This window comes from Desulfatiglans sp., from assembly GCA_012513605.1.
GTDB lineage: Bacteria > Desulfobacterota > DSM-4660 > Desulfatiglandales > HGW-15 > JAAZBV01.
On sequence record JAAZBV010000006.1, the window covers coordinates 1 to 14,485 of the forward strand.

The 14,485-nt window shown below is 42.0% G+C and carries 14 protein-coding genes; 3 read left to right on the plus strand and 11 right to left on the minus strand.

The genetic code is table 11. The annotated features are described in order from the left end of the window. Nucleotides 1–221: 221 nt before the first annotated feature. The 7 genes from GX654_00620 to GX654_00650 all read right to left on the minus strand — a co-directional run bounded on the left by GX654_00620 (nt 222) and on the right by GX654_00650 (nt 7,212). Nucleotides 222–905 (minus strand): hypothetical protein, encoded by a 684-nt coding sequence (locus GX654_00620; GenBank protein ID NLD35354.1) that lies wholly within the window; start codon nt 903–905, stop codon nt 222–224. Beyond that, on the minus strand, nt 902–1,438 hold the full coding sequence (locus GX654_00625; protein NLD35355.1) for a hypothetical protein: 537 nt from the start codon (nt 1,436–1,438) through the stop codon (nt 902–904). Before GX654_00625 ends, GX654_00620 begins: the two co-directional genes overlap by 4 nt. Nucleotides 1,439–1,602: 164 nt before the next feature. After that, nucleotides 1,603–2,310 carry a hypothetical protein gene (locus tag GX654_00630; GenBank protein NLD35356.1) on the minus strand — a complete coding sequence of 236 codons (708 nt, stop codon included), beginning with the start codon at nt 2,308–2,310 and terminating at the stop codon, nt 1,603–1,605. Between the two features lie 200 nt (nt 2,311–2,510). After that, nucleotides 2,511–3,464 carry a molybdopterin dehydrogenase gene (locus GX654_00635; GenBank protein NLD35357.1) on the minus strand — a complete coding sequence of 318 codons (954 nt, stop codon included), beginning with the start codon at nt 3,462–3,464 and terminating at the stop codon, nt 2,511–2,513. 5 nt (nt 3,465–3,469) lie between these two features. Beyond that, on the minus strand, nt 3,470–4,036 hold the full coding sequence (locus GX654_00640) for a (2Fe-2S)-binding protein (protein NLD35358.1): 567 nt from the start codon (nt 4,034–4,036) through the stop codon (nt 3,470–3,472). Between the two features lie 183 nt (nt 4,037–4,219). Further along, nucleotides 4,220–4,588 carry a four helix bundle protein gene (locus GX654_00645; protein ID NLD35359.1) on the minus strand — a complete coding sequence of 123 codons (369 nt, stop codon included), beginning with the start codon at nt 4,586–4,588 and terminating at the stop codon, nt 4,220–4,222. Nucleotides 4,589–4,737: 149 nt separating this feature from the next. Then, nucleotides 4,738–7,212, minus strand: coding sequence for a molybdopterin-dependent oxidoreductase (locus tag GX654_00650; protein ID NLD35360.1), 2,475 nt, complete (start codon nt 7,210–7,212; stop codon nt 4,738–4,740). A 181-nt stretch (nt 7,213–7,393) separates the two neighbouring features. Here GX654_00650 and GX654_00655 point away from each other — a divergent pair, with 181 nt between their 5' ends. Beyond that, the gene (locus GX654_00655) at nt 7,394–7,603 is read left to right on the plus strand and encodes a TOBE domain-containing protein (GenBank protein NLD35361.1); all 210 of its coding nucleotides are present in this window, start codon (nt 7,394–7,396) and stop codon (nt 7,601–7,603) included. Nucleotides 7,604–7,625: 22 nt separating this feature from the next. Then, a complete protein-coding gene (locus GX654_00660; protein ID NLD35362.1) occupies nt 7,626–8,861 on the plus strand; it encodes an MFS transporter in 1,236 nt (411 codons plus the stop codon). Nucleotides 8,862–8,872: 11 nt separating this feature from the next. Here the strand turns inward: GX654_00660 and GX654_00665 are convergent, their stop codons facing one another. The 3 genes from GX654_00665 to GX654_00675 are packed head-to-tail and all read right to left on the minus strand — an operon-like array spanning nt 8,873 to nt 12,284. Beyond that, nucleotides 8,873–9,643, minus strand: a complete 771-nt coding sequence (locus GX654_00665) for a hypothetical protein (protein ID NLD35363.1) — start codon at nt 9,641–9,643, stop codon at nt 8,873–8,875. Between the two features lie 17 nt (nt 9,644–9,660). Further along, the gene (locus GX654_00670) at nt 9,661–11,901 is read right to left on the minus strand and encodes a tetratricopeptide repeat protein (protein NLD35364.1); all 2,241 of its coding nucleotides are present in this window, start codon (nt 11,899–11,901) and stop codon (nt 9,661–9,663) included. A gap of 2 nt (nt 11,902–11,903) precedes the next feature. Next, entirely contained in the window at nt 11,904–12,284 is a 381-nt protein-coding gene (locus tag GX654_00675) for a BlaI/MecI/CopY family transcriptional regulator (protein ID NLD35365.1), read from the minus strand. 312 nt (nt 12,285–12,596) lie between these two features. On the opposite strand from GX654_00675, the gene GX654_00680 reads away from it, so the two are divergent. Then, nucleotides 12,597–13,811 (plus strand): OFA family MFS transporter, encoded by a 1,215-nt coding sequence (locus GX654_00680; GenBank protein NLD35366.1) that lies wholly within the window; start codon nt 12,597–12,599, stop codon nt 13,809–13,811. A 424-nt stretch (nt 13,812–14,235) separates the two neighbouring features. Here GX654_00680 and GX654_00685 read toward each other — a convergent pair whose 3' ends face one another. Next, nucleotides 14,236–14,391: a hypothetical protein gene (locus tag GX654_00685; protein NLD35367.1), complete on the minus strand. Its 156-nt coding sequence runs from the start codon at nt 14,389–14,391 to the stop codon at nt 14,236–14,238. Between the last annotated feature and the right edge of the window lie 94 nt (nt 14,392–14,485).

Here is a 14,485-nt window from a genome sequence, read left to right on the forward strand (position 1 = left end):
ATTTTGATTCTTGGACAGCACTGCTGGCAATAACCTGTTTTTTGAATACGCCGTTTTGTTAACTTAACTACTTGTTTTTACTTGATGCAATATCAAATTTTCATTTATCTTGGACAGCAATGATTTAAAATAATCTCTCTCATCTATATGCATGAAAAAAGGATGTTGGGTTAAAAACCCAACCTACCTGGCTGAATTTGCGTGGTTATGTGGTTCCCTTTTTATGGATCGGCAATTATTGTAGCTGAAAGATCAACACTTTCATGCAAATCGATCGATATCTTCGGATCGCCTTGAAATTTATGATGACTTAGTGATTGTGATTCTGCCAAGGTAATTACCTTGTCCCAGGTCCAGAGTTTCAAATTTAACTTGCGATAGAAAAAAACCTCTCGGATTTCATGTGCTTCACAAGCGAGTTGTTTAGCTAAAGTTTTATCTTCTTCGTTGCAAGCAACAAAATTTATATCACGTCCAATAATGATTCCACCTAAACGAATATGGTCAGGAGATAAAATACCCCATCTTCTTAAAAGAACGGCATCATTGGAAACAGCATAACAATAATGCATTAACTGTGTTTCAGCGCTGTAAAGGTGAACGCTTGGCTGGGCTTGACTCTGCGTTTTTAAGTCAAACAGCGGAACCTGAGGAGCTTTTAGTTCCCAAATATGAGCTTCTCGTCGAAAATTACCACCAGGTTGCAGTGAATTTGCTAAGACAACGATGTCTACTCTTCCAGTTGAACAAATCTGCTCTGTTCGAACATAGGTCGTGTTTCCATCGGCAATTGTAAGCAACACCCAAGCGATATTTTTAAGAAGTTTGCCACACTCAAGCTCGGTTTGGGCATCTGTCCTTTCGATTTCTTTTTTCAATTGAATGAGGACATCATCTCTACTCATCGCATACCCCTCCACGTGTTTAAGCTATGGAGAAGCAGTTCTGAGAGGCGTTTTTTAAATTGTTGCCATTCCTCATTTGGTAATAGTCCTAAAAAGAATACAAGGTCAACTCGGTATTTGAACTCTTGTCCAGATGAGTCTTTTATCTCATGGAAATGATCTATGACAGTGAAGCTTGATCCTTGGCATACACTAAAAGCTATAATGTTCTCCGTATGACAAGAAGCAAAATAATTGCATGAGCCTGCCATCTTTATTGCTACCGGCATTTTTTCTTTTCTATTTGGCTCGCTAACATAAAACCCAGGAAAAGCATGTATTCCCTGGTTCATATTTTTTACTGCTCTCTGTATTTCTTCATGTGTTAAATAGAAAATGCCAATCGTAAAATCATCGAAATTGCCTACCCATGAACCAGCAGTTTTGAAAATTGATGGAAGAATCGACTTCTCTTCACTTGGAAGATTGGCAAAAAAGCTCTTAACGAACTCGACTGACTTATTAGCAATATTTCTTACATTATCTGATGGCATAAGATCTCAGTAAATTTTAGTGATTGTATTTTTTAAATTATCATATTTTTGTTCTTGTACGACTCTAATAAAAACTAAAATGAATCCATTTTATATATAACAATTAGTTTACCAGCCCACGTAGTGAAGCAGTTGCGGGTCAGGTAGAACGTCCAGTTGGCCATTTATGTATCGAACCATCTTTTAAACCTATAGCTTGATGGTCCGCGCCAATTTTTTTTAGAAGGTATTTCTTCATTCCCCCATCCAACAGCATATGAAAACAATTTACTCTCAGCCGTTATATATCGTTCTTTGCAACTGGGTGTGTCTTCCCCTAACCATGCTTCAGGATTACTAAAATCACATGAAAGCCAACCGGCTTGCGCAATTGCAATACGGCAAGCCTCACATCGCAAAATAGCAAGGAAAAGAGCTCCAACAGCACGAACAGATCTATATAGGGTTGCTTCCGGTCGGTTTTGCAAACGGTCATGCTTTAGGCTATTGTACGCAGTCCACCAGTCAAGAAAATTTTGATCTTTTTCAGTTTTATATAAACCTGTTTTTGTCCAATCTTTAAATGGATATATTATTTCTGGGTTTTCACCCCAAAACACTATCCATTTTGATTCTATGTATTCTCCAAAATATCTGAAATAATCAAGCATTTTAATGTCATTTCTTTTTTTATCGTTTTGCACACATGGTGATTGCCAAGATTCGGCACGCCATAAAGAATCAAGGAGGCTACATGATTCTAACATGATTGTGACAAGATGATCTGACCAAGTTTGCTTGTGGTTATCACAATAGGGTACGACCTGAAGAACATTGTAAAGAGAATCCTCGATTCTTTTATACGTATTGAGTACTGTTTCTGCAGGAATCATTAATGATATACCTTATTTAATGGACAACAAAACACTCACCTGTTTCGGCTATCTTCACATTTTGGATGTTATACAGAAAGATAAGCAAAACATTCCAAAAATGTAAGATAATTTTATAGTGTTTTAGTGTTACAGAACTGGAGCAATCAATACACCTTATAATATCAATCCAGTATCTTTATTGCTTTTTAAACAATCAATCATGCACAACCCAGTATCGCCCTTTTAACCATTGTCCTTGCAAGCTGTATCTTCCACTTGTTTCTGTCACCGGGCAGGGTCTTTGCCTTTTCTATTGCAGCGGCTCCGGTTGAATCTGCATTGCTTTCGTTTATGGACTTACCCCTGATCATATCTTCTGCATTAATGCACCGATAGGGTTTATTGTGCACTGCATTTAGGCATATTCTTGCCTCGCCCTTTCCAATCATGGCGGCACAGTTGACTATTGGAAAGTCTATGGACTTGCGTATGGCAAATTTAATGAATGAGCTTATAACGCCCTTTGGTGGTGTGGGCACCTGTATCTCTGTTACTATCTCGTCCTTTTCCAGAATTGTTGAACCAGGTTTGACCATATCCCAGAACTGTTCAGTCTCGATCGTTCTTTTATTCGTTTTGATCTTTGCATTCAGCGCTACCAGTGCCGGGGCTGTATCACTCGGGTTTACAGCAACACATCCTTTGACCGCCCCAAATATAGAATGATACCTGTTCTCACCCATCATGGCATAACATTTTTTACCCCCTTTGCGGACACAGTCAAACCTGTTATCAGGGAGCCTGAAATACCAGCACCTTGTGAGCTGGCAGATATTCCCGCCAATTGTTCCCATCTCTCTTATGTGAGGCGATGCGGTATGATGTGCAGCATCAGCCAGTGCGGTATACTTTGATTTCACAAGATCACTTTTAGCAATATCTTCCAGCCTTGTAAGTGCGCCTATTTTGAGTATGCCCCCCTCTTCTTTTATATAATCAAGATCAGGGATGGTCTTTAGATTGACAAGGATTTCAGGATAATCAGGCAGTATCTCAAATCGCATTGCGCCCAGGATATCGGTACCACCTGCTATCAAGGAGGTATTTCCTGCCTTTAATATTGCGGCTGCTTCATCTACAGACTTTGCATTGATATGTTCGAATCTTTTTATTGTTTTCATGATTTAACCCCCTTCAATACCTGAGCTGCATCCACAACCGCTTTCGGATGCTGCTGGTATGTGCCGCACCGGCAGAGGTTGCCGCCAAGGGCATCGCGGACATCAGCCTCTGTCGGGTTCGGGTTTCTATCCAGAAGCGCCTTTGCTGTTGTTACAAAACCGGGGGTACAATAACCGCACTGAAAGGCATTCCACTTGATATAAGAGTCTATTATGGGATGTTTTACCTTTGCAATCCCCTCTGCGGTTTCAATCACTGCCCCATTGCATTCTACTGCAAGGGTTAAGCATGACAGCACTGGCCTACCGTTCATGATTACAGTGCATGACCCGCATGCCCCCATGCCGCCGCACCAGTCCTTTGGTGAAGTAAGACCTATTTCATCCCTTAAAAGCTGTCTTAAGGTCCAGTTGGGCTCAACATGAAAACGGTATCTTCCGCCGTTTACAGTGAGTTCAATTGGCTCTCTGCATCCTGACTGGGTGTTGGTTGAGGTTGCGTCAGCAGGTGTGAGATTCCCTTTTTCCTGTGCTTGGGCCTCACCACCGGATGCAAAGGCCATTGTGCCCACTGTTGTTCCGCCAATTACCAGTCCTGCATCCTTCAGGAATTTCCTGCGGGAGAGATTGCTGATACCTTTTTTTGTTTCATCGTCTGTTTTTTTTGTTTCTGACATAGTAACCCCGTGTGTTGTGTTTTTCCTTTATCGAAATCGAAAGCCGATTTCGATTTCGTTTAAAAAAGATTAAAGATTATCTTTTTCGCTGTAGCCTCTTCCACCCAATTTACTTAGCATAACAGCTATTCTATCAAGCTCAACCTTGTGATCGCTGCTTTGTGTTTCATCAAGAGCCTTGCCTACAACTAAAACATCCTGAATTGCTGCGCATTCCAGAGCTGAACCTCGTGCAATCTCGAAGTATCGCCTTCTATCTGCCTTTGCAGTCTTGCCGTTACCTTCAGCAATATTTAACGGTATCGGCTGACTTGCACGAAGCCATTGATCCCTTGCTGAACGATGAACTCCATTCAGATTTTTCGCCTTCTCGTAAACCCATGCGACATACGTTAGAGCCAGCCGGTAGACATCAAGTTTTTCATGCCCAAGTGCCATAGTTTTGGTTCCAAATTTCTTATCGAAATCGTTTTTTATCGAAATCCAAATCGAAATCGAGCTTCGATAATAACTTAAAACTTAAGACAAAAGCCGATTGCGATTTCGACTCAAATGCAAAAACCGATTTCGATTTCGATTATTAAAGCTTAAATCTTCCCCAGAGCCCTCAGCACCCTCTCCGGGGTCGTGGGGAATTCCTCAACCCATTTCCCGGTTGCGTTGTATATCGCGCCTGCTGTTATCCCTGAAAGAGATGCCCCGGAATCCTCTCCCAAACCGCATGCGCCATAGGAGGAATAACCCAAATGACTTTCATTCAGGATGCACTTTATCTCCGGGTAATCATTCATTGTTCCGATATGATAATTAATGTTATCAAAATTAAGCCCTACCCCTGTTTTCGGGCAGTAGATCTTCTCCTCTGTTGCGCTCCTCCCCAGTCCCATTATTGCCCCGCCATACTGCTGGGCCTCTGCGCCCCTTCTGTTAAAGAGGTGGCCCACATCATTTACGCACACAAGGTTGGAGACTATCACCTCACCGGTCTCAATATCTACCTCAACCTCCATAAAATGCGCCTGCCTGCTCATGATATACATCCTGGGGTGAGGCTTTCCATCAAGGGTTAACCCGGATACATCAGGTACAACCGGGTGGATTATGGAGGGGTCATCACCCCAGAACCCGCCTGCTACATCCTTTACGCTTTTTCTGTTATCAGGATTTGCCTTTTCAAAGATAAAACCTTCTTTTACATCCAGCTCATCGGTGGTTTTTCCAGGAAATGCCGCCTGTGGAGGTTTTGCGCCGGGGAAAAACATCGGGGGTGCAGGAGGACGCACAGAATATTCCAGGATCTTCTGTTTCAACTGCCTTGCCGCGACTATAAGCTGCGGGGTGTTCCGTGTAATGCCCATTGCCCCGCCCGGAACCCAGAAGCGGTAGGTGTTGGCATCTGACCGCTGCTGCTGAAGCACGATATCGTCATACCTTATCCCTGATTCAGCGGCCACACAATAGCGAAAGGCAGACTCAGTATCCACACCGAAATCTGCCCTCATACCTATTATCGTGAGTTTTCCATCCCTGAGTACAAGACAGGCAAATTGCCTGCCTGGCATCCAACTCCACTCATTGATATAGACAAACCCGAGCCCGTGCATCCTCCCGTTTGAAAGTTTTTTTGCGCCGGGGGCATGCCACTTTTTATCCCACTGGATGGCCTCCTTGCCTAAATCAATAACCTCCTTCAGGCTGTGCCTTTTTGGAAAGCCATTCTCCTCCTGGTATTTTGTTATCCATGCCCAGTCATGGCCCTGGCACCCGTCATTTTTAAGGGCTACCACTGTTGGGTCAAGACCAAACTCCGCTGCTACCCTGTCAAACATCATGTTATGGGGCACACAGCACTGGGTACCATGCCTGAAACAGATATGAGGGCTATGGTTGATAAGTGCCCATTCCTGCGTGTTACGCATGTTTTGGATACATGTGGACTCATGGGTCTTATCTATATGAAGCTCGCCAACCGGCCCCACCACATGCCAGTCAAGCGCGGTTATTGTACCGTCCTTTTTTGCACCGATCCTGCATTTATATTTTGCAGCATCATCCCCTGTGAGGTAAAAATGGCTTTCATCAAACAGGAGCTTTACAGGCCGATTTTGCGCCCTTTTCGCGATGATTGTGGCCATGCGGATAAATGCGGTTGAATAGCCGAGCCATGATATACCGCCATACCATGCCCCCTGGTATGGGATAGTAACATTGATCCTGTTTCGTTCACATAATGGTAATAGCGGGTCCTTTCTGTCCTTTGGCGGGGATTTCACATCGGCGTCTATAGTGCCGTATCCAAGGGAGACAAATGATAATCCAACATTTACAAGGCTCGGATTACTTAAGACCTGTTCCACATGGGAGGCGTGATGTTGCCAGATATCCAAAAAATCACCTCTCCAATGGGCCACACACACCATGCCTTCAATACCTGCAACCGTATTTGGCCCCCTTGTAAAGGAATATTCGATTATCTTATCTGCCTCGGTAAACCCTTTATCCACCTCACCGATATCTGTCTTTTTTGTTATGAGGGTATTTGGCTCTTTTGCTGCTGCATTCAACCTTAAAACATCAGGCATAATCCTTGGTGAATCAGGTTTAAGGGATTCTTCCATATCAAGGATAAAGGGCATCTCCTCCCATTCTATTTCAATATGCCTGAGAGCACAGTCACATATCTCTTCGCTGTCTGCCACCACCACAACCCCCATCGGGTGCTGATAAAAATCCGCAGTGGGGGGAAGGGTCAGGATATTGTACTCGCTTGAACAGTATCCGCCAGTGGTGTTTTCAAAGCGGATATCAGGGTCATCAAATCTTATAATATCCCTGACACCGGTCAGGGCCTCTGCCCTGCTGATATCCATTTTTATAATTTTTGCGCTGGCATATGGTGATTTAAGGATCTTGGCATATAACATGCCCGGAATAGAGACATCCCTTGTGTAGACTGCTTGACCGGATACCTTGTCATGGCCATCCTGGCGGGAGGCATTGTAATCAAGAGGTTTAAAGTCTTCAGGCGGATTCCATGTCCAGGGTTTATAATCGTTCGACATATGACCTCGTTAATATAAAGGTGTTTTTATTTATTGAAAAGAAAGTTAAGTGCGGATTCTAGTTAATTCACCCATACAAGTCAAAAAATATTTTTAACAGATAGACGCATTTATTACTCTATGTTATGCTGCATTAACAGTTTGGCTTTTATGAAAAAACTTTACAGGAAAGGAGAATATCATGAAATACGGCGCAAGAAATGCCCTTACAGCAAAGGTGAAATCCATAAAAAAGGGTGATGTGATGTCACTTATTAAATTCAAGGTGAACAAACCCTCAGAGATGGGATCAGTAATCACCACAGAATCCTTAGAGGATCTTGATCTCAAGGTTGGAGATGAGGTGCAGCTCATTATCAAGGCAATCCATGTAATGCCGGTAAAAGAATAACTGAACTCAGGAGTTATCTTTTTTGACAAATCAGGATTTTAAATCACCCGACACCATCTGGAACCACAATTTTATATGCATATTAATGACCTCTTTTATGCTGGGCATTGCCCATTTTTCAGTAAACCCGCTTGTAGCATCCTATGCGCTTCACCTGGGGGCAAGCGCCTATGTAATGGGCCTGATCTCCGGCCTCTTTTTTGCTGTAGCGCTCGCAATGAGACCTGTTTCAGGCCCTGTGCTCACAATATTTGATAAGCGTAAACTGATGATACTGGTATTTACTATCGGTGGTGTTGTTAATATCGGCTATGCCATATTTGACAGTATTTCTGCTTTTATTGTTTGCAGGCTGATCCATGGCCTGCAATACGCCCTTGTCGGTTCTCTTACAATGACCCTTGCCGGTGAAAGCCTGCCAAGAGAAAAACTGGCCTCAGGCATGGGGATATATGGCCTGAGCGGATCATTATCCATGGCTGTTGCCCCGTCCATCGGTCTTTATGTACTCCATTTCGGGACAAACCTAAAGGATGAAAGCTTTGGCTTCACCTGTGTTTTTCTATTTACAATGATAATACTCTTTCTGGGCATTATCCCTGCCTATTGCCTTAAACCTGATAAAAAGACAAAGGAAGAAATATTAAGCACAGGGGCATGGTACAAAAATATCGCCTCAGTGCATACAATACCAATCGCAATAGTCATGTTTTTTATCTTTATCTGCTGGTCACTTTATAACGTGTACATTGTTGAGTATGCCAAGGAACTAGGGATTACAGGGATAAGCGCATTTTTTACTGTGCTTGCAATAGTTCTCATGATCATTAGGCCATTCAGCGGGTGGATAACTGACAGGCTCGGTCTGGCAAAGGTACTCCCCCCTGCCCTTATTTTATTTGCCGCATCCTTTATTATAATCGGCACAGGAAAAACAATCGGGCAACTGCTTTTTGGCGGTGTTATTGCGGCTATCGGTTTCGGGTCATTCCAGCCAGCACTCTATTCCATGTGCATACTCTCTGAAACACCTTTAAAGAGAAGTGTGGCAAGCAATACACTTTATATCGGTATTGATCTGGGCCTGTTTACAGGGCCGCTTTTTGGCAGTGTTGTGTATGAGATGTACAATTACTCTGCCATGTTCAAGACAGGCGCATTTATAGCAATCATGGCCCTGATAGTCTTTATGCTTCTACTTCCGGCCTATTACAAGAGACGCAGGGTTTTGGAATCAATGGAAATAAACCGGAAGTAAAACTTTAACATCTACTTCCCTGCAACTATTGTATTGACGTATGCAACAAACTCACCTGAATATTTTTTGTGATTAACTGATGTCCACATGTTCTGGTAAGAGGGTAATTTAAAAATCTTTCTGTACATCCTGTCCCAGCGTGCCCATGCTTCATCTGACATAAGTCCTTTCTTATGATCCTGGAATGCTGCTTCCCAGATGTCAATTTTATTTAATCTTAAATTAGACTTTGGAGGGTCTCCAACAAATATGCTGTCTTTATATCGTTTTACGACCTCTTCCTTATAAAGCTCTTCCAACTCATGGGCATTTACAATAGCTAAAGCCATTTCAGGGTATTGCGTGGCTAATGCATTCATTTCTCTGTTTAATGCCCTGCCTTTATCGGCATATTGTACAAGAAGCGCCCCATCAGAGGGTATCGGTATGCCTTTTTCTATCCAATCTCGTATGGCATCATATCTTGCTTCTCTGAGGTAGCCCACTTCACAAACCCATTTTTTGATTCTTGAATTCTGCAATTCACGCCACCTGCATTCAATATCAAAATCCCTTGTACTATTGAGGTTATTAAAAACTTTAAATTTAAGCTCCTGTGCCTCTATCACATCTCTTTCCAGTGAACCCATTGAGGTATCTCCTATGACCGTGATTTGAGGCAATACATATTCTGTCAGATCATTGTCAGTGGATGTATTCTCAGTCGCTTCATCCCCATAAATACCTGAACTCAAAAACCAGGACACACATATCAGCAATACAATTTTATTTCTCTTGCACATGATTGTTCCTCCCCCCTTTAATATTGCCCAAAAGATACCCCTGCTTCATAATTATTAAATATCTCCTCCTGGGTTATAAATTTATTATTTGGCATACTGAACTTCTTATTCTCAGCCCACTGCGATTTTGTCAGGCAAATCTTCTCTTTAAATTTTGATCCTAAAAAAGCTACCCTGCGGCATTCTATATTTTTTACATCCTGTACATTACCCATTTCCGGATCAAGTTCAACGGCCTTATTGTAGTCAGAGGAGGCATTATGGAGTCTGTCCAACATAAAATAGGCATTTCCCCTGGATGCATAAGATAAAGGATTATCGGGCATAAGCTCTATGGCCTTATCATAGTCCGAGATGGCCTTTTGATATTCACCTTTAAATTGATATGCAGTACCACGGTTCTGGTAGGCAACTGCAAACTTTGGATCAAATTCTACAACTTTACTGTAATCGGAGATGGCATTATCAAACTGATTCTTCTGATAATATGCATTTCCTCTCAGGTAATATGTAATAGCTTCTCCAGGCTTCATTTCCAAAACCTTGCTGAAATCGGATATTGCTTCATCAAACCTCCCCTGCTCCTGATAAATATTTCCACGGTCTATATAGGCATTTACAAGACCCGGATTTATCTTTATGACCCTCGTGTAATCAGAGATGGCATTATCAAACTGCCCCTGGCGATAATATACACTGCCACGGCCCTGGTAAGCCACTTCAAGATCCGGATTTATCTCTATTGCCCTATTGTAGTCAGAAATAGCATTATCAAGCTTCTCAAGCCTGAAATATGCGCTGCCGCGCGCAGCATAGGCAACAGCCTTCCCAGGGTCAAGATCTATGGCCCTGTTAAATTGAGTGATGGCATCTTCAACCTTCCCCTGTTTCAAAAAGGAAACACCCTGGGAGATGTATTCTGCTGAACCCGTAGATGATTTTTCAGGGGATACATTTTGCGCCAGCACAATGTTTTCTTCACGGGATGATTTATTCATAACAGTCTTAAAGGATTTGGAAAGGGGTTTTATTACTTTATCGGAGGTTACACTGGAACTTACCGGTTCATTGTTTGTTTCAAGACCTGTTTCCTTTACCATATTAAGTCTTTGTACCACATTAGAAGACCTGGTTTCATCAACGTTGATATTATTTTGATCAACGTTAGAGGAATAGGCCTGACTGGGAGTAGTATTTATTATCCCTGTTAATAGAGGTACACCCAGAATTGATATCCCTGCTGCAGATAGAAAAAGTTTTTTAAAAATACCAAGCTTGTTACCGATTTGATTTTTCATAATACCCTCCATACGTTTTTTTAAGTTTGATCCTATAACACCCGAGACACATACCATTGGAGACTTGAAATAAGTTTCACAGACCTTAATAATGCCTTCTGCATATACACGTGGATTTTTGACCGCCCCCAATACCGCTTCATCACAGGCAAGTTCACGTTCAAAAACAAGTCGTGAACCTGTCCACCACACAACCGGATGGAACCAGAACAGCGCGTGCACAAGCATGTGTATTAAGGCTATCAGATTATCTTTACACCGGATATGCTCGAATTCATGTAAAAAAATTGTTTCAAGTTCAGAGTCATTAATGTGTTTCATAATCCCTGAGGGCAGCAGCAATACGGGGCGAAAAATGCCGTAAACACCGGGTTCCATCAAATCATCGGAAGATGCAAGGTGAACATTGTTCGATATGCGGTGTCTCTGTTTCATCCTGAGGAAAGCTTCAATTCGATAATTATCAATCGGCTCTGCCTTACGTGCCATCCTGGAAACGTGCATATCCCTTTTGTGCCAGCTTAAAAGCAATGCAAAGGAACCACATATCCATATGGATATTATTATTGCTGGTATCCTGTCTGATGAAGATGAAGCATCTACACTATCTAACGATGGCTTCTTATCTTTTGTGCCTGCAGCAGAAGAAATCACTCTCAGATCCTGGGGATTTAACGGCTGATTAATAGTATGAATCACTCTCCACTCAGGAGGGATCTGAACATGCGACTTCATCCACTCAGGGGTTATCATCGTTCCAAGGCTTGCTATAAGGGAAAATGGTATCAGAAACTTGATAGATACAGAAAACCAGACCCAGTACCGGATACGTGCACGGTTTTTTTTCAGGAACATGATAATCAGCCAGGCAACTATTGCAAAAAGGGTTGACTGCCATAGATGGTTTGCCAGGCCTATCCAGAAGGTATTACCAAATGTAAAGAGATCAATAACAGGCATTGCTAATTCTCCTTTGCATACATTTTTTTAAGTGTCTTCTTTGCCTCTTCAAGGTCTTCCATAGTAAGCTTACCGGTTTCAATAAGATGAGACATTACCGGCTGTACGCTTCCGCCAAAAAGCCCCAGGAGGTTATCTATGAGTTTACCATTGGCTGTATTTCTGGTGATGGAGGCATCAAAGATATGGGCATTACCGATTTTTTTAGTCCTGTGAACCACTTTTTTATTTTCCAGACGATAAACAGTAGTCTGTACAGTGGTGTATGCGGGTCTTTCATTTTCAGGGAATGTCTCCTGAATCTCCCTTATTGAGGTTGCCCCATTATTCCACAGGGCCTCCATTACCTTGAGTTCCAGCTTGCTTAACTTCGGTGATTTCATATTGCTACTACCTCCAATATTTTTTCTACTATCTTTGTAGTAGATACTATTTTAAATGTAATAGGCTGTCAAGCATTTTTAAAAAAGATTTTTAGCCTCTTAACAAAAATGGCTATTATCAAAATATTTTTTAATAATGATATGGCAAATTTCCAGATGTTATGTATAATCACACAACCATGTTCAAAGCGGTCTCAATTACTGTCATTTTGGCCCTGATCGCTTTTATACCACTCCCCTCTTACAATCGTTGATGCAGGGTACTTGAGGTTATGTACTTGGAATTATTATATTATTGAAAGGAATTTTACTTTGAAAAAATCAGGTTTTTTAGCGTTAGTTGCAGCAATTTCCTGCCAGCTTTGTGCCGGCATACTTTATATGTGGGGCGTTTTCCAGCCGCACGTTGTTAAATATTATGGTTGGGACCCAGCCCATGTGGCAATGACTTCCGCCTTTATGATTGCTATATTTGTCACAGGAACAATATTAAGCGGTCTGGTCCAGGAAAAAATTCACCCTAGGGTCGTGGCTACGGCAGGCGCAATTTTATTCTGCCTCGGTTTTTATTTAACCTCCATACTCACATCCAAACACTACTGGCTCATATACATCACATACAGCGGTTTTTCAGGTCTCGGTTGCGGTCTGGTATTTTCAACAGTACTTTCAGTTGTGCAAAAATGGTATGCTGCAAGGGTTGGCATGGCAACAGGGTTATGTGTCGGCTCTTTTGGCCTTGCTACTGTAATCTTTACCCCGATTGCTGAATCGCTTTTATCATCAGGCGGTGTGCCATATGCCTTTAGGACGCTTTCTATTATATTTTTTTTAATTACAATGATCGCCTGTTTTTTTATTAAAAATCCCAGCAAGGAGTATTATTACTCTGAACTTACAAAGGTTGTTCCTCCTGAGCACATCAAACAATTTAAACCAGGGCAGATGCTTAAATCGCCTTCATACTACTATATTTTTACTGCGCTCTTTACCAGTTCTGCCGCATATTTTATCATAATCCCCTTTATCAAGACTATTGCTATGGCGCGCGGCATGTCTACCACCCTCGCCCTGGCCGCAATTATGTTTTCGGGCGTTGCCAACGCCTCCGGGCGGTTGCTTGCACCTTCAGTCTCCGATAAAATAGGAAGGACAACAACAATAATCACCTGTACACTGATTTCAGCCTTTGCCACCATCCTTATGATCTATGCTACAGGGCTATGGTATATTGCTGCTGTATTTTTCATAGCCTTTTCATACGGAGGTATTTCAGGGGTTAATCCTGTTATCAGTACAGAGCTTTTTGGTGCAAGATATTCCGGGGCCAATTACGGCCTTGTTATGATCGGGATAGCCGCATCATCAATAATATTCAGCGAACTCTCTTTGATGATTAATGCAAATGGAATTGAGACAGGAGATTTTACATCCTCCCTGATTCTCGCAACAATACTCTGCGCAGTACCTATCATAATGATGATTCTATTAAAAAGGCGTGTAAAAAGCTTTGGAAAAAATATCTGATTAGCCCATTAATTTTCCGGCCGGTCTTCGAAATGTATGGTGGCATTCCTGTCCCGCCTTAGCTTGAGTTTTTTTTGCGACGGCGGATTGCATGCCACATATTTTTCGGTGGGGTATAAAACCTAACGTTGTTGAATTAAGGTACATAGTACGTCATTCCCGCGAAGGCGGAAATCTATTTATTTTTATTTTCAAATACATAAAGTGGATCCCCGCCGAAGTTTATCCCGTACTCGATACGGGGCGGGGATGACGATTAATCCGAAATGCCTGTGCGGTTTCCTAAAGACAACAGTATTGGGTATAAAACCCCATCCTACACATATAAGTGAATCGTATTTCTAACCAAATAAATATATTCGGGATATTAACCTCCTTGCCTAGACATCTATGCGCACCGGACAATAATGATTTCATTTCTTTTTCATGAACGCCGGATAGAATAACTCCCATGGGATGTATGGCCGTATACAATATGAAGGGTCGCCTTTGCCTGCTCAATGGCTGTCTGAGGGATCTGTGTGATATCCGTGCTGTTACGGTCAACGATAATTGCATCCGCTGAAAATACAGGTGCCACGAAAACTGATAATAATAAAATCAATGGTATTAATGTTCGCATAATCATAATTATAACCAATACTCTTCTGTCGATTAAATATTATTTATAATCA

What these genes read in the sequence shown, in the direction of transcription:
- GX654_00620 (NLD35354.1), bottom strand. Translation starts at nt 905, where the DNA reads ATGAGTAGAGATGATGTCCTCATTCAATTGAAAAAAGAAATCGAAAGG.
- GX654_00625 (NLD35355.1), bottom strand. Translation starts at nt 1,438, where the DNA reads ATGCCATCAGATAATGTAAGAAATATTGCTAATAAGTCAGTCGAGTTC.
- GX654_00630 (NLD35356.1), bottom strand. Translation starts at nt 2,310, where the DNA reads ATGATTCCTGCAGAAACAGTACTCAATACGTATAAAAGAATCGAGGAT.
- GX654_00640 (NLD35358.1), bottom strand. Translation starts at nt 4,036, where the DNA reads ATGGCCTTTGCATCCGGTGGTGAGGCCCAAGCACAGGAAAAAGGGAAT.
- GX654_00645 (NLD35359.1), bottom strand. Translation starts at nt 4,588, where the DNA reads ATGGCACTTGGGCATGAAAAACTTGATGTCTACCGGCTGGCTCTAACG.
- GX654_00650 (NLD35360.1), bottom strand. Translation starts at nt 7,212, where the DNA reads ATGTCGAACGATTATAAACCCTGGACATGGAATCCGCCTGAAGACTTT.
- GX654_00655 (NLD35361.1), top strand. Translation starts at nt 7,394, where the DNA reads ATGAAATACGGCGCAAGAAATGCCCTTACAGCAAAGGTGAAATCCATA.
- GX654_00665 (NLD35363.1), bottom strand. Translation starts at nt 9,643, where the DNA reads ATGTGCAAGAGAAATAAAATTGTATTGCTGATATGTGTGTCCTGGTTT.
- GX654_00670 (NLD35364.1), bottom strand. Translation starts at nt 11,901, where the DNA reads ATGCCTGTTATTGATCTCTTTACATTTGGTAATACCTTCTGGATAGGC.
- GX654_00675 (NLD35365.1), bottom strand. Translation starts at nt 12,284, where the DNA reads ATGAAATCACCGAAGTTAAGCAAGCTGGAACTCAAGGTAATGGAGGCC.